The following is a 21570-nucleotide window of genomic DNA, read 5'->3' as shown; positions in this document are numbered from 1 at the left end:
ATAATAGAAGAAATAGATAAATCGAGGAGGATGAGGGATGACTACCCCTGCATTGCAAAATAGTATCGTTAAGGATATGAAACTTGCTTCGGAAGGACACCTGAAAATTGATTGGGTAGAAGCGCATATGCCGGTATTGAACCGCATTCGTCGCCAATTTGAAAAGGATCTGCCGTTTAAAGGTTTGAAAGTAGCCATCTGCCTTCATCTTGAGGCTAAAACGGCTTATCTGGCAAAAGTCATTCAAGCTGGTGGTGCAGAAGTGACGATTACACACAGCAACCCATTGTCAACACAGGATGATGTTTGTGCTGCTTTGGTGGAAGACGGCGTTACGGTGTATGCCAAACATAATCCTGACCCTGTAGAGTTCAAAGAACTGCAACTCCGTGCACTTGAAGTAAAACCTGATCTGATTATTGATGATGGTGGAGACTTTGCGACCATTATCGCATCTGAACGTCCAGATCTTGCTGCCACAATTCGTGGGGGAGCAGAGGAAACGACAACGGGTATCATTCGTCTGAAAGCTTTGGCGAAAGAAGGCCAATTGAGATTCCCAATGGTTGCAGTCAATGACGCTTATTGCAAATATCTGTTTGATAACCGTTACGGTACAGGTCAGTCTGCATTTGATGGTATCATCCGTACCACGAATCTGGTCGTAGCAGGAAAAAACGTAGTTGTAGCAGGTTATGGATGGTGTGGTAAAGGTGTAGCGATGCGTGCCAAAGGGCTCGGAGCAAACGTTATCGTAACTGAAATTGATCCTATTAAAGCCGTAGAAGCACATATGGACGGGTTCCGTGTCATGACGATGGTGGAAGCGGCAAAATTGGGAGATTTCTTCATTGCAGTTACCGGCAATAAAGACGTGATCACTGGAGAACATTATGACGTGATGAAGGATGGAGCAATTCTGAGTAATGCAGGTCACTTTGACGTGGAAGTGAACAAACCGGAACTTGCTAAACGTTCCGATTCGATTCGCACCGTACGTCGCAACATTGAAGAATATCGTTTCAAAGATGGCCGTAAGATGTATTTGTTGGCTGAAGGACGTCTGGTAAACCTGGGTGCGGCCGATGGACATCCTGCCGAGATTATGGATACGACGTTTGCATTGCAAGCGCTGGGTCTGCGTTATGTGAGCGAGAACTATGCAGAACTGGGTAAAACCGTTGTTAATGTACCTTATGACATTGATCAGCAGGTTGCCAGTTACAAACTGGAAAGTCTGAATATTGCGATCGATTCCCTGTCAGCAGAACAGGAAAAATATCTGGACAGCTGGAAATTCTAAAAGGCATCCATTAATTACAAGCTGATTAAGTGCTTCAAAGGGTTTAAAATGGTTTATTAATGATATGGCTCATACGCGGGTGCACGTACGATTGCCCGTAAACGGGAAACGTCTTTGATCCTGAGTGACAGGATCAGAGGCGTTTTTTTGCGGTTGCGAAATGAAAAAAAGTAAAGCCAGCAAGAAGGGTTTTGATTTTTTTGTGCGAATCTATTATGCTTAGGTGGTGGAAAGTGGGGCAAAGTGGGAGAAACGGGTGAGGAGTGAGTGGGCCAATGTTTATGGGGGAGTTCCAACATAGCATTGATGATAAGGGTCGGGTTATTATTCCGGCTAAATTCCGCGAATCTCTGGGACCGTCTTTCGTTGTCACACGGGGTTTGGACCAGTGTCTTTTCGTGTACCCCATGGAGGAGTGGGGGGTCATGGAACAGAAGCTCAAAGCACTGCCATTGATGAAATCTGATGCACGTGCGTTTACCCGTTTTTTTTTCTCGGGTGCCACCGAATGTGAATTGGACAAACAGGGTAGGGTAAATTTGCCGGGCAATCTTAGAGAGTATGCCAAGCTGGACAAGGATTGTGTTGTTCTTGGCGTGTCGAACCGGGTGGAGATTTGGAGCAAAGGCATATGGGAGAGTTATTTCAATCAATCCGAAGAAGCATTCAACGACATTGCCGAAAAGCTGGTCGATTTTAATTTTGATCTATAAAGTCAGGAGGGGTGCAGGTTGTTTCACCACATAACCGTACTCAAAGAAGAGGCAACAGAGGGTTTAAACATCAAGCAGGACGGTATATACGTGGACTGCACTTTAGGCGGTGGCGGACATAGCTCCGTGATTGCATCCAAGCTCGGTCCAGGGGGACGTCTGATCGCACTGGATCAGGATGATTGGGCATTGGATAACGCGCGTGAAAAATTGGCTCCGTATGGAGAGCGGATTACATTGGTCAAAACCAATTTCCGTGATCTGGAACAGGTACTGAAAGAACTGAATGTACCAACGAAAGATGGCGTGCCGCAGGTAGATGGTATCTTGTATGACTTGGGCGTATCATCACCGCAATTCGACGAAGGGGAACGTGGATTTAGTTACAATCACGATGCTCCGTTGGATATGCGTATGGATCAGGATGCATCCCTTACCGCCAAAGAAATCGTTAATGAATGGCCGGAAGAGGAGATTGCCAACATTTTGTATCGCTATGGTGAAGAGAAATTCTCCAGAAGAATTGCTCGTGTCATTGTTGAAAAGCGGAAGCAATCCACGATTGAGACTACTGGTGAATTGGTAGAATTAATCAAAGAAGGTATTCCGGCAGCAGCTCGTCGAACCGGAGGACATCCTGCGAAGCGCAGCTTCCAGGCATTGCGAATTGCGGTTAATGATGAGCTCGGCGCGTTCGAAGAAGCGTTACATCAGGCCGTTCGGTGCTTGGCACCTGGCGGACGTGTATCTGTTATTACTTTTCACTCACTTGAGGACCGGATATGCAAACAGATTTTTAGCAGTTATCTGGAGAAATGTACATGCCCTCCCGATTTCCCGTTGTGTGTTTGCGGCGGTAAGGGTGTCATGCGTTTAGTGAACAGAAAGCCGCTGATTCCAACGGAAACGGAACTGGCCGAGAACTCCCGTGCTCGTTCAGCGAAGCTGCGCGTAGCGGAGAAACTGTAAATCAAGAACAGAGGAGAGAGTCGGAGTATGGCATATACACGTGGTAATCTGGCAGTGAAAGAAAAAGCGTCCCAAGAACGTGTGACCCAGCAGCGGTACAAGGAAACTACCAAAGTGGTGACCCGTCGTACCGGTCTTCCGGCACGCGAGAAATTTTTGTATTTGATGACTCTGGTTGCAGTTATTGTTGTGGGTGGTGTAATGATGTCGCGTTACGCTCACATCTATGATCTGAATAAGCAGGCACAGACAACATTGTCTGACGTGAGAAAAGCTGAGAAAACTATTGCAGATCTGCAAGTGGAAAAAGAAAAATTGAACAATCTGGTCATCGAGAATGCTCGCAAACTTGGTTACGTTGAGGCTTCCGGCAAGGATGTCATTTTTGTACCTCGCTCAACAAGTACAACAAACTCGACAGGTACTGAATCATCCTCGGATACAGCAAATAAGTAGAACATTTTGTATCAATCCTTACAAAGTGCTGAAGCAAAAGAGGTGTACCGATGGTAAAAAGAATAAAGATGCGCACGCTGCTTATAGGGGGATGTATTACCCTCTTTTTTCTTGTATTAATAACCCGCATCTTTTTTATTCAGGTTGTTAATGGGGGCATTTGGCAGGAAAGAGCAGCTGGGTTGGTTGAACGCGAACAAACCATCAAGGCGAGTCGTGGGACAATCACAGACCGTAATGGTAACATTTTGGCGACGGATGCGCCTGCTTACACGGTATCTGTAAATCCGGAGATGATTAATCAACTTGGGATTGAAGATGTGGTTATTGACAAATTATCCGGATTGTTGGGTAAAAATGAGAGCGAAATGCGCGCACTTGTAACAGCCAAAAAGAAAGATGGGACATTCTATCAACAACGTGAAATACGAAGTGAAGGGTATAAAATTAATCCTGATTTGGCTGATAAAGTAGAAGAGTTTCGCAAAGAACTGAAAGATGACTATAAGGGTCAAAACGCAATTGTCCTGACACAGGAGTCGAAGCGATATTATCCGGAAGAAACACTCGCCTCTCATCTGCTTGGATACATGAGCCGTGATGGCAAGGCGGTTAACGGACTTGAAGTCTCCTATGACGAACAGCTTACAGGAACGGATGGTTATCTGAACTATCAGAAGGATGCCAAAGGGTACAAGCTGCCTGATTCCCAGGACAACTACCTTCCACCACAGAATGGAAGTAACTTAAAGCTGACGATTGATGATACCATTCAGTACTACATCGAAGATGCAATGAAAGAAGCGGTAGCCCAGTACAATCCATTGAGCATGACTGTCATTGCAGCAGATCCCAACACAATGGAAATCTTAGGAATGGCCAATTGGCCGACCTTTAATCCTAATACGTATGCGGAAACGCCGGATCAGAAAAATTTTGTCAACCATGCGATACAATCCATCTATGAACCAGGTTCTACTTTTAAAATTGTAACTTTGGCGGGTGCGGTTGAAGAGAAGCTGTTTGATCCGAATGCTACGTTTGAATCCAAGAGGATCTATATTGGTGGCTATCCGATCAGCGATAACGGTCATGCCTATGGCCGGATTTCCTATTTGGAAGGTGTCAAACGTTCAAGTAACATTGCGTTTGTTAATCTGGGCTATAATATGCTTGGCGGTGAACGTTTGCGTCATTACATAGACCTGTTCGGTTTTGGTAAAAAGACAGGCATTGATCTGCCGAGTGAATCGGCTTCACCAATCAAGCCGCTGGTTTATAAATCGGAAATTGCCACAGCAGCCTATGGTCATGGTCTTGTACAGGTAACGCCAATCCAGCAGGTAGCAGCCATTTCAGCCATTGCCAACGGCGGAAAACTTATGGAACCGCATCTGGTAAAGGAAATTATTAACCCGAATGACGGTACATCAGAAGTAATCAAGTCGAAGGTCGTTCGTCAAGTTATTTCCAAGGAATCTTCTAAACTGGTGAGCGGGTATCTGGAACAGGTCGTAGCGGATCAGACGATTGGTACCGGACGCAATGCCTATATCGAAGGATATCGAGTAGCTGGTAAAACAGGTACAGCGAGAAAATGGGACGGTAAGGAATATAGTAAATCCAAGGACGTCGTTTCCTTTATTGGATTCGCTCCTGTAAACAATCCCAAAATTGCGATGTTGGTTCTTATTGACCAACCGAGCGGTGCTAACATCGGAGGCGGAACTGCAGCTGCTCCGGTATTCAAGAAGATTGTGAGCCAAGCTCTCCAGTATATGGGAGTCCCGAAAGATACAGTGAAGACCACTGACAAAAAGTCAAAAACAACCCCGGTCGTTCAAGCTAAAGCTCCTGATCTGTCAGGTAAAACAGCCAAGCAGGCTAGAAGCCAACTTTTGAACGCAGGGATTGCCTATGAGACGCTTGGTCAGGGTGAAAATGTCATTCGCCAATATCCTGTGGCGGGTGCTGCCATGAATCCGGGTCAACGAATCTACCTGTTGACCGAAGAGAGCAGCAAAATGAAGATTCCTGATCTAACTGGCGAATCTCTTCGGGATGCACTTGAAGTGCTCTCCCTTATGAAGGTGGGCGTGACCGTTAAAGGTGAAGGATATGTCGTGAAGCAGACGGAGCAGGTGTCAGGCGAACAGAGAACGGTTGAGCTTGTTCTACAGACGGCCAAAGCGGCAGTTACCGGTATCGCAGATGAAGCTCCCGAGTCTTCTGATTCAGCATTAGGAGACGAGACTAACAATCAGGGAACAGCTGATGGATCGAGGAACATCGAAGAAACGGATAAAACGGATACTACAAATCCACCTTCAAATGAAACAAAATCGTCTGATAACTCATCGGACGAGGCCTCGCTTCCATAGAGATCACAGACAGCTTGTTCTAACCCCCGGTTGTCCTGAATATTCATGAATGGAACACAATCATGATTTTGGGACGAGTGGGGGGATCTTTTCGTGAAGGGATCAAGCGTTAATCTGCGGCGCAGGCTGTTATGGAGTTTAGTGATTTTAGTTCTGTTATTCTCAGCCTTGGTGATCAGGCTTGCTTATGTACAGTTAGGAAAAGGACCGGAACTATCCGCAAAAGCGGAAGAGTCGTGGCGGCGGAATATTCCTTATTCAGCCAAACGGGGAGAGATCCTGGATCGAAATGGAACCTCTCTCGCCTACAATATTACTACACCAACCATTATGGCGATTCCTGCCCAGGTGAAGGAAGCGGAGACAACGGCAAAAGCGCTGGCCCCTTTGCTGGGAATGACCGAAGAAAAAGTGCTGGCAACCATCAAAAAGAGAGAATTAATCGTCCGACTACAACCCGGTGGCCGCAAAATTACGATGGAGAAGGCTCAGCACATCCGTGATTTGAAGCTTCCGGGTATCGTTGTTGCCGAGGATAATAAACGTTTCTATCCTTATGACGATCTAGCAGCTCATATTCTTGGATTTACAGGCATTGATAATCAGGGTCTAACAGGTGTAGAGAAAAAATATGATGACAAGCTGAACGGTATGAACGGGAGTGTGTCCTACTTGTCCGATGCGGCCGGAAGGCTTATGCCGGGCTCATCTGAGAAGTATGTGGAACCAAAGGATGGGCTGAACCTGAAGCTGACTATTGATAAATCGATTCAGTCCATAATGGAAAGAGAGCTTGATCAGGCCATGGTCAAGTTCCAGGCTAATTCGGCGCTTGCCATTGCAATGAACCCTAAGACGGGTGAAATCCTTGGCATGGCCAGTAGACCGGGGTATGAACCAGCGGATTATCAGCAATATCCGGCCGAAGTATACAACCGGAACTTACCGATCTGGATGACGTACGAACCAGGTTCAACGTTTAAAATTATTACGCTTGCAGCAGCACTTGAAGAGAAAAAAGTGAATCTAACGCAGGATCAGTTCTATGATCCCGGATTTGTTGAAGTTGGAGGCGCTCGCCTGCGCTGCTGGAAAAAGGGTGGCCATGGAAGCCAGACCTTCCTCCAGGTCGTGGAGAACTCCTGCAACCCTGGATTTGTTGCACTTGGTCAGAGACTGGGCAAAGAATCGTTATTCTCCTATATTAAAGACTTTGGATTCGGCACCAAAACAGGCATTGATCTGAGTGGTGAGGCCAGCGGGATTCTGTTTAAACTGTCACGGGTCGGACCGGTGGAGCTTGCGACCACTGCTTTTGGTCAAGGGGTCTCCGTTACACCAATTCAGCAGGTAGCGGCTGTGTCAGCAGCCATTAATGGTGGTAAACTATACAAGCCTTATGTGACGAAGGCGTGGGTTCATCCGGAAACGGGTGAAGTGATGGAAGAGGCCAAGCCGGAACTGGTTCGTCAAGTCATCTCGGAAGATACGTCCAAGCAAGTTCGTGAAGCATTGGAGAGTGTCGTTGCCAAGGGGACGGGACGTCCAGCGTTTATTGATGGATACCGGGTTGGCGGCAAAACGGGTACAGCCCAGAAGGTAATCAATGGACGTTATTCCTCTACCGAGCATATTGTATCCTTTATCGGTTTTGCTCCAGCAGATGATCCGCAGATTGTTGTGTATACTGCGGTGGATAACCCGAAAGGGATTCAGTTCGGCGGCGTAGTTGCGGCTCCGATTGTACAGAATATTCTTGAGGATGCGTTGCATTATATGAATGTTCCGGTTCGTAAGGATCAAGTAGCCAAAGAATACAAGTATGGAGAAACCAAAATTGTGACGGTCCCCGATCTGACAGGAGCTACAGTCGAAGACTTGTATGAGGACCTGAATATGAATTTTATGCTCGCCAAATCCGGCAGTGGAAAATATGTTATTAACCAGGCTCCAAAGCCAGGAGCAAGGGTTGAACAGGGATCTACCATTCGCATTTATATGAGCGATGTTCTGAATGATGTTCATGATCATAGCAAGGAGGAAGGACAAGAGCCCTGATGGGGCTCTTGAACCCTACCGCAACAAAATGCACTGAGTTGCGTTTCATTAATTGGCTGTGTTGACGATATTAACGAAGAAAAAGTGAGGTTATTCATGTGCTTTTAAAACAACTTTTATCAATGCTGACTACCGCCCGTGTCATTGGCGAACCAAATACAGAATGTCAAAACCTACAGACAGATTCTCGCCAGGTACAACCGGGAGATCTGTTTATCTGTCTTCCAGGACATACGGTTGACGGGCATGATTATGCTGAGAAGGCCGTAAATGCTGGAGCTGTCGCACTGGTTGTGGAACGAGAACTGGATCTGCCTGTTCCGCAGCTGCTGGTAAAAGACAGCCGTTTCGCCATGGCTGTACTGGCGGATACCTTTTTTGACTCACCAAGCCGCAAGATGAATATGATTGGTGTAACGGGAACCAACGGGAAAACAACGACTACCTATTTAATTGAAAAAATCATGAGTGACTTCGGTCAAAAAACAGGATTAATCGGAACCATTCAAATGCGTTATGACGGGAGAACGTACCCAATGTCAGGTACTACACCGGAAGCACTTGACCTGCAGCGCAGTCTAAATGATATGGTCCAAGCGGGCACAGACTGTTGTGTTATGGAAGTTTCCTCCCACGCATTGGAGCAAGGTCGGGTGAAAGGGACGGAATTCCGTACGGCTGTATTTACCAATTTGACGCAGGATCATCTGGACTATCATCATTCCATGGAGGAATATCGCGGAGCCAAAGGCCTGTTCTTTGCACGGTTGGGTAACGGATATACCGCAGATGCTTCCAAGCGCAAATATGCAGTGATCAACGCAGATGATCCCGCTGCAGCTTATTTTATATCTGTAACTGCAGCTGAAGTAATTACATACGGCATGGAGGAAAATGCGGATGTACGTGCATCCCAAATTTCAATTACCTCACAAGGTACTTCTTTTCATGTAGATACATTCAGAGGCAGCACCGATATTCGTTTACGCATGGTAGGCAAATTCAATGTGTACAACGCAATGGCTGCCATAGCTGCTGCTCTGGTTGAAGACATTCCGCTGGAGGAGATCAAACGCAGCTTGGAGACGGTACCCGGCGTAGATGGACGTGTTGAGGCTGTTGATGAAGGGCAGTCGTTTGCTGTCATTGTTGACTATGCTCATACCCCAGATGGCCTGGAGAACGTATTGCGGACGGTGAAAGAATTTGCTGAAGGACGTGTGATCTGCGTATTTGGATGTGGTGGCGACCGAGATCGCACCAAGCGGCCTCTAATGGGCAAAATTGCAGCGAAGTATAGCGATATCGTATTTGTTACTTCCGATAATCCGCGGACAGAAGATCCCGATCTGATTTTGAAGGATATTGAACAAGGCTTGATTGAAGATGCCATTCAACCTGACCGTTATACGATGATTGTGGATCGGCGCCAGGCGATTCATGAAGCTATTGAAATGGCAAGCCCTGCCGATGTAGTATTGATTGCGGGTAAGGGCCATGAGACCTATCAAATTATCGGTACAACCAAGACGGACTTTGACGATCGGATCATAGCGAAAGAAGCGATAAGGGGCAAATCCAATTGATAAAAAGAACATTGGCACAATTGGCCGAGATGTGTGGAGGAACACTAACTGACGTTGCTGCTTATGGTGATGTTGGTGTAGAAGGTGTATTTACAGATTCGCGTAAGCCTGTTCAAGGCAGTCTCTTTATCCCGCTTGTGGGCGAAAGGTTTGACGGACATGAATTTGTGCAAACCTGTGTAGAGAAGGGCGCTGCCGGGGCATTATGGCAAAAGGATCATGGAGATGCACCTCAAGGTGCTATGATTATTGTGGAGGATACCCTGGTTGCATTGCAGGAGCTTGCATCCTCCTATTTAAGAGAAAGTAAGGCCTCCGTTGTAGGCATTACAGGCAGCAATGGAAAAACAACAACAAAGGACATTGTGGATGCCATTCTGTCTACCACGTTCAAAGTGCATAAGACCCAAGGCAACTTCAATAACCATATCGGTTTGCCGCTTACCGTACTTAGTATGGAACATGATACTGAGATCGTAATTCTGGAGATGGGTATGAGCGGCCGAGGGGAGATTGAGGAATTGTCTTTAATCGCCCAACCTGATGTCGCGATCATCACAAATATAGGTGAATCTCATCTCCTTCAATTGGGATCCCGATTGGAGATTGCTCGGGCAAAAGTTGAAATTGCTGCTGGCATGAAACCAGGTGGATTGCTGATCTACAACGGCGACGAACCGTTGATTGAGCAGGTTCTGGCAGAGCCAGCGACTAAGCTGCCTGAAGAACTTCAGCGGTATACCTTTGGCTTGCAGACGGATAATGATGATTATCCTACTGGAATTATGAATGCCCAGAGCGGGGTCGCGTTTACAACCAAGCAGTCTGGTGAGGGTGCTCTTACACTGCCATTATTGGGAACACATAATGTGGTCAACTGTCTTGCTGCATTAGCGGTTGCCCATCATTTTGGAGTAGCTGCTGAACAGATTGTGGCAGGTCTGTCCCATCTGAAATTAACCGGCATGCGCATCGAGATTATTAACGGTGTCAGCGGTTTGACGATGCTCAATGATGCTTACAACGCCAGCCCAACCTCCATGAAAGCCGCTGTGGATGTGCTGGAAGGCCTCAAGGGGTATCGGATTAAAGTAGCTGTACTCGGTGATATGCTTGAACTGGGGCCTCAGGAGCATGAGCTCCATCGGGCAATCGGCGAATACATTACCCCCGACAAAATGAATATGGTGCTGGCTTATGGCCCATTATCTGCGAGTATCGCAGAAGGGGCAAGACAGAACATGCCGGCTGAAGCCGTACACACTTTTGAGAGCAAGGAAGAATTGACTCGTTATCTATTGGAGAATCTCCATTCCAGAGACGTTGTCTTGTTTAAGGCCTCACGTGGCATGAAGCTGGAGGATGTGGTCGAAGCGCTAAAAACAGCTCCATTACAGAATAGAGTAGACTAGAGGGGTGAACCCATGGATTTTCAGGTATTACTGTTAACAATCGGTGTTTCATTTATTTTGGCGGTGATTGCCGCACCGCTTTTGATCCCATTGCTGCGTCGAATGAAGTTCGGGCAGCAGGTTCGGGAAGATGGGCCTCAGAGCCATCTAAAGAAAAGCGGAACACCTACAATGGGCGGAGTGGTTATTTTACTCGCGTTTACATTGGCCTTTTTGAAATTTTCAGCGGTCAAAAATACGGACTTTTATGTTCTGCTTGTGGCTACACTCGGCTTTGGACTGATCGGTTTCCTGGATGACTACATCAAGATTGTGTTCAAACGTTCACTGGGGCTGACGGCTAGACAGAAGATGCTTGGTCAATTGTTCTTCAGTGCAGTGATGTGTTACTTGCTGATCCAAAATGGACACAGCACAGCCATATCGATTCCAGGTACCTCGGTCTCCTTCGACTGGACAGGATGGTTCTACTATCCGTTTGTGGTATTCATGATGCTTGCCATTACGAATGCAGTCAACTTTACCGATGGTCTGGATGGCTTGCTGTCCGGGGTGAGCGCCATCGCATTTGGGGCATTTGCCATTGTGGCGATGCAGGCAACATCTATGCCAGCAGCGGTATGTGCGGCGGCAATGATTGGTGCGGTACTTGGCTTCCTGGTATATAACGCACACCCGGCCAAAGTGTTTATGGGAGATACAGGCTCACTCGGGATTGGTGGTGCGATTGGTGCTGTCGCCATTGTGACGAAGACAGAACTTCTTTTTGTCATCATTGGCGGTATTTTCGTCATCGAAATCCTGTCCGTCATTATTCAAGTGGTATCATTCAAAACTCGTGGCAAACGTGTATTCAAAATGAGCCCGATTCATCATCACTTTGAACTGAGTGGCTGGTCGGAATGGCGAGTTGTCATTACTTTTTGGGCGGTAGGTGCCATTTTGGCCGCTCTTGGACTTTATCTCAACAAGGGGTTGTAAACAATGAATCATCCTGAAACATATCGTGGGCAACAAGTGGTCGTGCTTGGACTGGCCAAAAGCGGCGTGCAGGTCGCTAAAGTGCTGGATCGTGCAGGCGCAATCGTTACAGTTAATGATAAAAAAGAGAGAGAACAGTGTCCCGAAGCATCCGAATTGGAGGCTTTGGGAATTTCTGTTGTATGCGGAGGACATCCGGACGATCTGATTCATAGTGATGTGAAGCTTGTGGTCAAAAACCCGGGCATTCCATATCAGGCACCTCCTGTGCAGCAGGCACTCGCCTTAGGCATAGAAGTGGTGACTGAGGTAGAAGTAGCATATCATCTATGTGCTGCGCCTATGATCGGAATCACTGGCTCTAATGGGAAAACGACCACTACAACGTGGGTAGGCAACATGTTGGAGCTTGCTGGTTTGAAACCTATCGTTGCCGGTAATATTGGAACACCATTGTGTGAGGCAGCTGAGCAGGCTTCTGCGGATAACTGGATGGTGGTGGAGCTTAGCAGTTTCCAGCTGAAAGGAACATCCGATTTCCGTCCGCGCATTGCCAGTTTGCTAAACGTGGCAGAGACTCATTTGGATTACCATGGGGATATGGATGATTATGTAGCTTCCAAAGCCAAATTGTTCTCCAACCAGCAACCGGAGGATATAGCTATCCTGAACTGGGATGATCCGGTATGCCGTGGACTGGTTCCTTATATCAAAGCAAAACTGCTTCCATTCTCGCTGACAGAGAAGCTTGAAGCAGGAGTGTATGCTGATCCACCATACGTGGATGGGGAAGAGGATGATGTGAAGCGCCAGGTGATTTATGCAGACGGTCATGGCAACCATCACGTCGTTATTGATGTGGAAGACATCGGAATCCCGGGACGATTCAATGTGGGAAATGCATTGGCAGCAGTAGCTATTGCTGTGTCCGCTGGAGCCGATCCTTCTGTACTTGCTGCGCCTCTGGCTGACTTCAAGGGGGTTGAACACCGCCTTGAGTATGTACTTGAACATAATGGAGCTAACTATTACAACAATTCCAAAGCGACCAACTCCAAAGCAACCGTAATGGCGCTGAACTCCTTCAAGGAGCCAGTCGTGCTCATTGCTGGAGGGTTGGATCGTGGTTCAGACATGATGGAATTGCTGCCATTGTTTCAGGAGCGGGTGAAGGCTGTGGTTGCTCTTGGAGAGACACGAGAGAAAATTGCCAAGGTCGCGGAACTGGCGGGATTAAAGCAAATTAAGGTCGTCGATAATGAGGAGGACGCTGCCCGGACGTTAACCGCTGCCGTGCAGGAAGCTTCACAGTTTGCAGCTCCGGGGGATGTGGTCTTGTTATCACCTGCATGTGCAAGCTGGGACATGTTTGCTTCCTATGAAGAGCGGGGATGCATTTTTAAAGAGGCGGCGCATAACTTGTAAGTAGGGGGGTGGAAAAGCCCCTACTTCCATGCAAGGGGTGGCCTCCTGATGAAACAGACGCGACCGGCGCCGGATATCTGGCTCCTAATTTGTATTCTGGCATTGCTTGCCATCGGCATTATTATGGTTTACAGTGCGGGCTCGGTGCTTGCTTTTCATGACTACGGTGATTCATTTTATTTTGTCAAAAGACAAATGCTGTTCGCTGGACTTGGACTTGCTGCCATGTTCGTTACTGCAAATGTGGACTACCGGGTCTGGAGAAAGTATGCAAAGCCCATACTGATTGCCTGTTTTATAATGCTGATTGCGGTGCTAATTCCTGGCATTGGAGTGGTTCGCGGAGGGGCACGAAGCTGGTTGGGCATTGGCTCGTTCGGCATACAGCCTTCAGAATTCATGAAATTGGGCATGATCCTGTTTCTTGCTCATTGGTTAAGCAAGGAACCTGGCAAAATTAAAACGTTCATGACGGGGCTTCTGCCACCGCTCGGTTTGATTGGTTTGGCCTTCGGTATTATTATGCTTCAGCCTGATTTGGGGACAGGCACCGTCATGCTGGGTGCATCAATGCTCATTATTTTTACAGCAGGAGCACGGATGAAGCATCTCTTGCTGCTTGCTCTAGGCGGAGTCGCGGGATTTGCCGCGTTGATTGCGGCAGCTCCTTACAGATTGCAGCGAATAACGGCTTTTTTGGATCCGTGGTCTGATCCACTTGGTGCCGGATACCAGATTATTCAATCTTTATATGCGATCGGCCCCGGAGGACTTGCGGGCTTGGGGCTGGGTATGAGCCGACAAAAATACAGCTATGTGCCTGAGCCGCAAACGGATTTTATTTTTTCCATTTTGGCAGAAGAGCTTGGCTTCATTGGTGGAATGATTGTATTATTGCTGTTCCTGGTGCTGGTGTGGAGAGGGATGCGCGTAGCGATGACGGTACCAGATGCTTTTGGCAGCCTTCTGGGCGTAGGTATTGTGGGTATGGTGGCTGTGCAGGTCATTATCAACATTGGCGTTGTGATCGGGCTTATGCCCGTTACAGGAATTACGCTACCACTCATCAGTTATGGCGGTTCATCTCTGACCTTGATGTTGACAGCGCTAGGCATATTATTAAACTTATCCCGTTATGCGAGGTGAATGTACGATGCGAGTCGTTCTAAGTGGCGGCGGTACCGGTGGGCATATCTATCCGGCCGTTGCTATAGCAAGGCAATGTGAGGCGGAGAATCCCGACTCGACATTTTTATATATCGGTGGTACCCGTGGGCTGGAAAGCAAACTGGTGCCCCAGGAGAATATTCCGTTTCAATCAATCGATATTACTGGTTTTCGCCGGAAATTATCTTTTGACAACGTGAAAACTGTGATGAGATTTCTGCAAGGTGTACGCAAAGCCAAGAAAATGCTCAAGGAATTCAAACCCGATGTTGTTATCGGTACGGGGGGCTACGTGTGTGGACCTGTTGTATATGCAGCAGCCAAACTTGGCATTCCGAGTGTGATTCATGAGCAGAATGCCATTCCGGGGTTAACTAACAAGTTTCTTACCCGGTATGTGGACACGGTCGCTGTTAGTTTTGAGGGGTCTGAGAAAGCATTCTCTGGAGCGAAAAAGGTTGTGTATACCGGCAATCCAAGGGCTACAACGGTAGCCCAAGCCAGCCGCGATCGTGGTTTTGCGACACTGGGTGTACCCATGGACAGCCGAGTTGTTCTTGTGGTTGGCGGCAGCCGTGGCGCGAAAGCAATTAATAAAGCCATGGTGGATATGGCACCAATGTTGGCCAAGCTTGAAGATGTGCACGTGGTTTACGTGACTGGTGATTCTTATTTTGATGAAACACGTGAAGCGATTCGCAGTTCCCTTGGAACGATGCCAAATCATCTGCATGTGCTGCCTTACGTACACAACATGCCTGAGGTTCTTGCATGCACATCGCTGATTGTAAATCGTGCAGGGGCATCATTCCTTGCCGAGATTACTTCTCTCGGTATTCCATCCATCCTGATTCCGTCACCTAACGTGACGAATAATCATCAGGAGGCAAATGCTCGTACGCTTGAGGGGGGCGGTGCATCGCTTACGATGTTGGAAAAGGATCTGACAGGCCAGGCGTTATATCAAGCGATTGCAGGCATTATGAATGACGAAGCGGCGCGCAGAAGGATGGCGGAAGCCTCCCGGAAACTGGGGAAACCCGATGCAGCCGAGGTACTTGTGAGCGAGATTCGGCATCTTGCTGCAGGGCGTTAAAGTGCATTTTGGGCGATTGTCACACACACGGCGGGACTGACATAAGATACCGTATAAATCGTGACAATCGTTCCATGGTGCCGCAACACGGCTTGCAGCAACGAAAACTGCCGTGCTCATCGGTTTTGAAGTAAAGGAGGATGTTAATATGCAGCAGTGGATATCGTTACTATCCCAGAACAATGTCGGCAACGTTCTTGAAAACGAGCCGCTAGCCAAATACACTACATGGAAGATCGGCGGTCCTGCAGATGCGCTGGTCATACCGGAAAACAAGGAGCAGATGGTCAATCTCATTCAATTGCTGCACGAGCATCAGATCCCATGGATGCAGCTTGGGCGGGGTTCAAACATGCTGGTGTCTGACAAGGGAATACGCGGAGTTGTCGTGAAACCGGGAGAAGGCTTTGATTATGCCGAGTTTCACGAGGGCGGGGTAACTGCCGGAGCAGCACATTCCTTTGTTAAACTCAGTGTTGTTGCTGCAAAGAAAGAGTGGACCGGTTTGGAATTTGGCAGCGGCATCCCCGGAACGGTCGGCGGAGCCGTATATATGAACGCAGGAGCCCATGGATCGGATGTGTCACGGATATTTCAATCCGCTGAGATTGTACTGGAGACAGGGGAATTGGTACGTTACAGCAAGGAGGACATGGAATTTGCCTATCGCCACTCTGTTCTGCATGAACGGAGAGGCATCGTGCTGGAGGCAACGTTTGCACTCCAGCAGGGAGAACGCAAAGTCATTTCGGAATCGATGGCGGCTTATAAAGACCGCAGACGCCGTACACAGCCATTGCAGATGGCTTGTGCTGGCAGCGTGTTCCGAAACCCGCCCGGTGATCATGCTGCCCGACTGATTGAAGCAGCGGGGCTAAAGGGTATGACTCAGGGAGGGGCACAGGTATCCACCATGCATGCCAATTTCATTGTCAATACAGGCCAAGCAACAGCAGAGGACGTCATCACCCTAATGCAGCAGATTCAGAACACTATATCATCTCAAAACGGTATTAACCTGGTACCGGAAGTCTTCGTAGTGGGTGAACGGTAAACCCCGGAGGTGATACATTGGACAAATTGGTGATTGAAGGCGGGAAACCCCTCTCAGGATCCATACGCATCCATGGAGCAAAAAATGCCGCTTTACCGATTATGGCCGCAAGTTTGTTGGCAGACGGAGAAGTTACGTTGCACAACGTTCCACACTTGCTGGACATTGAAGTGATGCTGTATATCCTGGAACGACTTGGATGCACGTGTCGGCATGAACAGGGAACAGTGACGATAGATACGTCGTCTATCCGGTCTTATGATGTGCCTGAGGATCTCATGAAGCAGATGCGTTCTTCCATTTTTTTGATGGGACCATTGCTGGCTAAGTTTGGGCAAGTATCCGTGTACCAGCCAGGTGGCTGTGCCATTGGGGAACGTAAAATTGATCTTCACCTTCGGGGCCTTGAAGCGCTCGGAGCTTCGATTGAAGAGCTGGATCAGCAAATTATCTGCCGCGGGCGCAAGCTGGTGGGTACAGACATTCATCTGGACTTCCCCAGCGTAGGAGCCACAGAAAATATTATGATGGCTGCCGTTACAGCTGAGGGTACTACAACGATATTTAATGCAGCCCGAGAACCTGAAATACAGGATTTGCAACATTTTTTGAATGCGATGGGTGCAAGAATTATTGGTGCTGGAACGGATACGATTACCATTAATGGTGTTGAGAAACTCAGGCCCTGCTCTTACGAAATTATACCTGATCGAATTGTTGCAGGAACGGTGATGATTGCAGCCGCAGCAACGAGAGGAAACGTAACGCTTACACACTGTAATCCGGCTCATCTTACTTCCCTTATACATGTGTTGAAGCGTACTGGTGTTCAAATCACAGTCTGCAATGATATAATGACGGTGAGCTGTATGAGCCGTCCCAAATCAGTAGACCGTATTGTGACTTCTCCGTATCCTTCATTTCCAACAGACCTGCAGTCGCAAATTATGGTGCTGCTCAGTCTGGCTGACGGTTTCAGTGTGATGAAGGAAACGGTATTCGAAGGTCGGTTCAAACATGTGGATGAGCTAAATGTCATGGGAGCCGATATTTCGGTAGACATGAATGCAGCATTTATCCGCGGTGTTCCTCGGTTGTACGGGGCTACAGTGGAAGCAACCGATCTGCGTGCAGGTGCAGCACTGGTCATTGCTGGCCTTGCTGCCCAAGGAAAAACGGTTGTGGAGCAAGTGCACCATATTGATAGAGGGTACGATCGTATCGAGAAGCTCTTTCAGAGTCTTGGAGCTTCGGTTGAGCGACAGTCCCCCGTTTCCAAGCAGCTGGATTTTGCCAATTAACGTCCTTTGAGTCCCCTTCTTGAGGGAAGGGGGCCGGAGGCTTTGTGGAGCGCGACCTATGCCTAAAAGTCAAATTCCGGTTCTGAAGAAGAATCGGCCCAAACGAAACACAAGCCGTAAAATTGTTTTTATTCTCTTACTTCTTTTTATTGTATTACTTGCTGTACTTTTTTTTCGTTCTTCGATGAGTCGGATTTCGGCAATTGAGATTACGGGTAATGTATACACAACAACTTCGGAACTGCTGGAGAAAAGCGGTCTGAAGGAGGGCGAACAGTTTTTTGGGACAACCTCTGCTGATGTGATTGAGCGACTGAAAACGATCAAGGCTATATCAACCGTAACTGTGGATAAACAATTCCCCGGTACTATTCATATCAAGGTGCAGGAATTTCCAACGGTTGCGTATGAACTTGGTTCGGACGGTACGCTAAAAGCCATACTGGCTAGCGGGACAAGCTTAACGGTTCCAGCCACCATTGGAGTTGCAGTTGAGAAACCGATTTTGACCCAGTGGAAGGCGGATGACCCGCTCAAGGCCAAGCTGAGTGAAACATTGGCCAAGATCCCGAATGAACTTACAACGGATATTTCAGAGATTATTCCGAATCCCACACCTTCATTCCCGGATCAGATTCGGATGTATACCAAGTCACAATTTGAAGTGATCACAACCGTTTCTCTATTGTCCGACAAGGTAGAGTATCTCAACCAGGTCATTGAGACCGAACGTCCAGGGAAAATCACGATGCTGGAAGCTGATACGTACGTTCCTTTCATTCCGGATAACCCGGAAGAAGATGTTGAGCCAGGAGCAACTCCCTGATTTCCACCTTTATTCGGTTGAGCAGTATTCAAAACCAGGCGGGATCGGGGTTTAGCCCCTTTTATCCAGTGAAAGTTGTTCTTTCTGAGACGAAGAAAAAATGATACACTTGAACTTATGGCACTTGAGTTGCCTCCTTCTTTTTTCTTCAAGGTTTTATGTCTCGCAACCAGATCTTGGCACCCAAAAAAATTGTAGAAAAAAGAGGGAAAGCCTAAAGTGTGTTGAATATGTTTTAAGAGTGTTTAAACCCGAACGTATTTTACTATTTGGAGTCAGGAGGTGCCACAGACTTGAGCAACAATGACATCATTGTTAGTTTGGACATCGGTACATCCAAAATTCGCGCTATTATTGGGGAAATGAATAATGGAACCTTTAATATTATTGGAGTTGGATCTGCCGACTCGGAGGGAATTCGCAAAGGTGTAATCGTAGATATCGATCAGACGGTCCAATCGATCCGCAATGCAGTGGATCATGCAGAACGTATGGTGGGTATTCAAATATCCGAAGTATATGTTGGAATCTCGGGAAATCATATCGGACTAATGAGCAGTCACGGCGTCGTGGCGGTGTCTAACGAGGATCGTGAAATCGGAGAAGAAGACATGGAGCGGGTGTTGAAAGCAGCCGAAGTAATTGCGGTTCCGCCGGAACGGGAAATTATTGATGTTGTAGCCAAGCAGTATGTTGTAGATGGCTTGGAAGGCATACAGGACCCACGTGGCATGATTGGTGTTCGTCTTGAAGTAGAAGCGACCATCATTACAGGTGCAAAAACTGCGATACATAATCTTTTGCGCTGCGTGGAAAAAGCGGGTCTGAAAGTAAGTGATCTGGTACTCATGTCACTTGGAGCAGGTCAGCTGGCATTGTCCAAGGATGAAAAAACGATGGGATCTGTGCTTGTTGATATCGGGGCAGGGGCTACAACCATTGCCATCTTTGAAGAAGACAGTCTTGTCGCGACTTCAACGCTGCCTATCGGCGGGGAATTCGTAACGAATGATATCGCCTATGGTCTGCGCACATTAACAGATCAAGCCGAAAAGGTGAAACTGAAATATGGCTGCGCATGGCTGGATGATGCTGCTGCGGATGTCATGTTCAAAGTAACAAGGATCGGCAGCAATGTAGACAAGGAATTCTCTCAAGAGGATCTGGCGGCTATTATCGAACCGAGGGTTCAGGAAATATTCCAGATGATTTCTCAAGAAGTGAAACGTCTTGGTTACAATGATCTTCCTGGAGGTTATATACTAACGGGAGGTACGGTCTCTATGCCGGGTGTTCTGCAGGTAGCTCAGCATGAGCTTGCTGCTTCGGTACGAGTTGCGGTGCCGGATTATATCGGTGTGCGTGACCCTGGCTTTACGAGCGGAGTCGGCATTTTGCACAGTGTAATCCGCAGTTTGCGTATTCGTCCCTCGACCAACAGCGGCGGTGGAAACAACAATAATATCAACAAAAAACCGACCAACCGTCCTAAGCCGAATGCGGCTCAGGAATCGGAGCAAAAACCAGGTCTGTTTGAACGGCTGAAAAATATGTTCAGCGAATTTATATAACAGGTTGAATCCATTTCATACAATTGTTGAAGCCGTTTGAATGCGCTGGTAAACTAACATAAACGCTTTCGTTCGTCGATATATGAAATTGATTCGGTTCAATACCAATTGGACGGGCTATCCATGCACATTGAGGGGGAGATGGAATAATATGTTGGAATTTGATTTCGAGATGGAGAGCTTTGCTCAAATAAAGGTCATCGGTGTGGGCGGCGGTGGAAGCAATGCTGTCAATCGAATGATTGAAAATGGAGTGCAAGGTGTAGAGTTCATTACCGCGAATACGGATGCCCAGGCATTACACTTGGCGAAATCCGAACATAAATTGCAGATTGGCGATAAGTTGACACGAGGTCTTGGTGCTGGTGCCAACCCTGAAGTGGGTAAAAAAGCAGCAGAAGAATCCCGTGATCTGATGATGAACACCTTGAAGGGTGCCGACATGGTTTTTGTAACTGCCGGAATGGGCGGGGGGACAGGAACAGGGGCGGCTCCCGTTATTGCTGAGATCGCCAAAGAGTGCGGCGCACTTACCGTGGGTGTAGTGACCCGACCATTCACGTTTGAAGGACCAAAACGTTCCAGACATGCCGTACAAGGCATTGAAGCTCTCAAGGAAAAAGTAGATACATTGATTGTGATTCCAAACGATCGTTTGCTTGAAATTGTTGACAAAAAAACACCGATGCTTGAAGCGTTCCGTCAAGTGGACAACGTTCTCCGTCAAGCCGTTCAGGGTATTTCTGACCTGATTGCTGTTCCTGGTCTAATTAACCTTGACTTCGCAGACGTCAAAACGATTATGACTGAACGTGGATCTGCCCTGATGGGAATCGGTGAAGCAACTGGGGAAACCCGTGCCGCTGAAGCTGCACGCAAGGCTATCATGAGCCCATTGCTTGAAACTTCGATTGAAGGTGCACGCGGTGTAATCATGAACATTACGGGTGGAACCAATTTGTCCCTGTATGAAGTCAATGAAGCGGCAGAGATTGTCACTGCGGCTTCAGATCCGGAAGTGAACATGATCTTTGGTGCGATTATTGACGAAAACCTGAAAGAGGAGATCAAAGTTACGGTGATTGCAACTGGATTTGAGGACAAGCCAGCATCGCAGCCTCCTAGCCATAAACCAACGCCAACGAGCGAACCGGCAGAAAACCGTTCGCCGAACCTTCGTCCGTTTGGAAACCAGCCGAGCAATGATCAGCTGGATATTCCGACATTTTTGCGCAATCGTTCACGTAATAATAACAACGATTAATACGATA

17 protein-coding genes are annotated in these 21570 nt (G+C 47.6%); all 17 read left to right on the top strand.

Annotation, left to right across the window (positions count from 1 at the left end; all coding sequences use genetic code 11):
• Positions 1 to 37 precede the first annotated feature (37 nt).
• Positions 38 to 1303 (top strand): adenosylhomocysteinase, encoded by a 1266-nt coding sequence (locus MHB49_RS24490; RefSeq protein ID WP_405153319.1) that lies wholly within the window; start codon positions 38 to 40, stop codon positions 1301 to 1303.
• A 275-nt stretch (positions 1304 to 1578) separates the two neighbouring features.
• Positions 1579 to 2016, top strand: coding sequence for a division/cell wall cluster transcriptional repressor MraZ (gene mraZ, locus MHB49_RS24485; RefSeq protein WP_017687291.1), 438 nt, complete (start codon positions 1579 to 1581; stop codon positions 2014 to 2016).
• 18 nt (positions 2017 to 2034) lie between these two features.
• Positions 2035 to 2985: a 16S rRNA (cytosine(1402)-N(4))-methyltransferase RsmH gene (rsmH, locus tag MHB49_RS24480; protein ID WP_405153318.1), complete on the top strand. Its 951-nt coding sequence runs from the start codon at positions 2035 to 2037 to the stop codon at positions 2983 to 2985.
• A gap of 27 nt (positions 2986 to 3012) precedes the next feature.
• Positions 3013 to 3441, top strand: a complete 429-nt coding sequence (locus MHB49_RS24475; RefSeq protein WP_405153317.1) for a hypothetical protein — start codon at positions 3013 to 3015, stop codon at positions 3439 to 3441.
• A 50-nt stretch (positions 3442 to 3491) separates the two neighbouring features.
• Positions 3492 to 5822 (top strand): penicillin-binding transpeptidase domain-containing protein, encoded by a 2331-nt coding sequence (locus MHB49_RS24470; protein WP_405153316.1) that lies wholly within the window; start codon positions 3492 to 3494, stop codon positions 5820 to 5822.
• A gap of 93 nt (positions 5823 to 5915) precedes the next feature.
• Positions 5916 to 7880 (top strand): stage V sporulation protein D, encoded by a 1965-nt coding sequence (locus MHB49_RS24465; protein ID WP_405153315.1) that lies wholly within the window; start codon positions 5916 to 5918, stop codon positions 7878 to 7880.
• A 98-nt stretch (positions 7881 to 7978) separates the two neighbouring features.
• Positions 7979 to 9466, top strand: a complete 1488-nt coding sequence (locus MHB49_RS24460; protein WP_405153314.1) for a UDP-N-acetylmuramoyl-L-alanyl-D-glutamate--2,6-diaminopimelate ligase — start codon at positions 7979 to 7981, stop codon at positions 9464 to 9466.
• Positions 9466 to 10878, top strand: a complete 1413-nt coding sequence (gene murF / locus MHB49_RS24455) for a UDP-N-acetylmuramoyl-tripeptide--D-alanyl-D-alanine ligase (RefSeq protein WP_405157233.1) — start codon at positions 9466 to 9468, stop codon at positions 10876 to 10878. Before MHB49_RS24460 ends, murF begins: the two co-directional genes overlap by 1 nt.
• Positions 10879 to 10890: 12 nt before the next feature.
• Positions 10891 to 11859: a phospho-N-acetylmuramoyl-pentapeptide-transferase gene (mraY, locus tag MHB49_RS24450; protein WP_247898519.1), complete on the top strand. Its 969-nt coding sequence runs from the start codon at positions 10891 to 10893 to the stop codon at positions 11857 to 11859.
• Between the two features lie 3 nt (positions 11860 to 11862).
• Entirely contained in the window at positions 11863 to 13284 is a 1422-nt protein-coding gene (murD, locus tag MHB49_RS24445; protein ID WP_405153313.1) for a UDP-N-acetylmuramoyl-L-alanine--D-glutamate ligase, read from the top strand.
• 48 nt (positions 13285 to 13332) lie between these two features.
• Positions 13333 to 14430 (top strand): stage V sporulation protein E, encoded by a 1098-nt coding sequence (gene spoVE, locus MHB49_RS24440; RefSeq protein ID WP_247898517.1) that lies wholly within the window; start codon positions 13333 to 13335, stop codon positions 14428 to 14430.
• 7 nt (positions 14431 to 14437) lie between these two features.
• Positions 14438 to 15547 (top strand): undecaprenyldiphospho-muramoylpentapeptide beta-N-acetylglucosaminyltransferase, encoded by a 1110-nt coding sequence (gene murG, locus MHB49_RS24435; protein ID WP_247898516.1) that lies wholly within the window; start codon positions 14438 to 14440, stop codon positions 15545 to 15547.
• 148 nt (positions 15548 to 15695) lie between these two features.
• Entirely contained in the window at positions 15696 to 16601 is a 906-nt protein-coding gene (murB, locus tag MHB49_RS24430) for a UDP-N-acetylmuramate dehydrogenase (RefSeq protein ID WP_405153312.1), read from the top strand.
• Between the two features lie 17 nt (positions 16602 to 16618).
• Entirely contained in the window at positions 16619 to 17902 is a 1284-nt protein-coding gene (gene murA / locus MHB49_RS24425) for a UDP-N-acetylglucosamine 1-carboxyvinyltransferase (protein ID WP_247898514.1), read from the top strand.
• Between the two features lie 58 nt (positions 17903 to 17960).
• Positions 17961 to 18728, top strand: coding sequence for a cell division protein FtsQ/DivIB (locus MHB49_RS24420; RefSeq protein WP_405153311.1), 768 nt, complete (start codon positions 17961 to 17963; stop codon positions 18726 to 18728).
• 293 nt (positions 18729 to 19021) lie between these two features.
• The gene (ftsA, locus tag MHB49_RS24415; RefSeq protein WP_247898512.1) at positions 19022 to 20299 is read left to right on the top strand and encodes a cell division protein FtsA; all 1278 of its coding nucleotides are present in this window, start codon (positions 19022 to 19024) and stop codon (positions 20297 to 20299) included.
• A gap of 151 nt (positions 20300 to 20450) precedes the next feature.
• The gene (ftsZ, locus tag MHB49_RS24410; protein ID WP_405153310.1) at positions 20451 to 21563 is read left to right on the top strand and encodes a cell division protein FtsZ; all 1113 of its coding nucleotides are present in this window, start codon (positions 20451 to 20453) and stop codon (positions 21561 to 21563) included.
• Positions 21564 to 21570 lie beyond the last annotated feature (7 nt).

Source organism: Paenibacillus sp. FSL K6-0108 (genome assembly GCF_045040695.1).
GTDB lineage: Bacteria > Bacillota > Bacilli > Paenibacillales > Paenibacillaceae > Paenibacillus > Paenibacillus pabuli_B.
The sequence above is the reverse complement of the archived record's forward strand: the minus strand, read 5'-3'. Positions and strand labels throughout refer to the sequence as shown.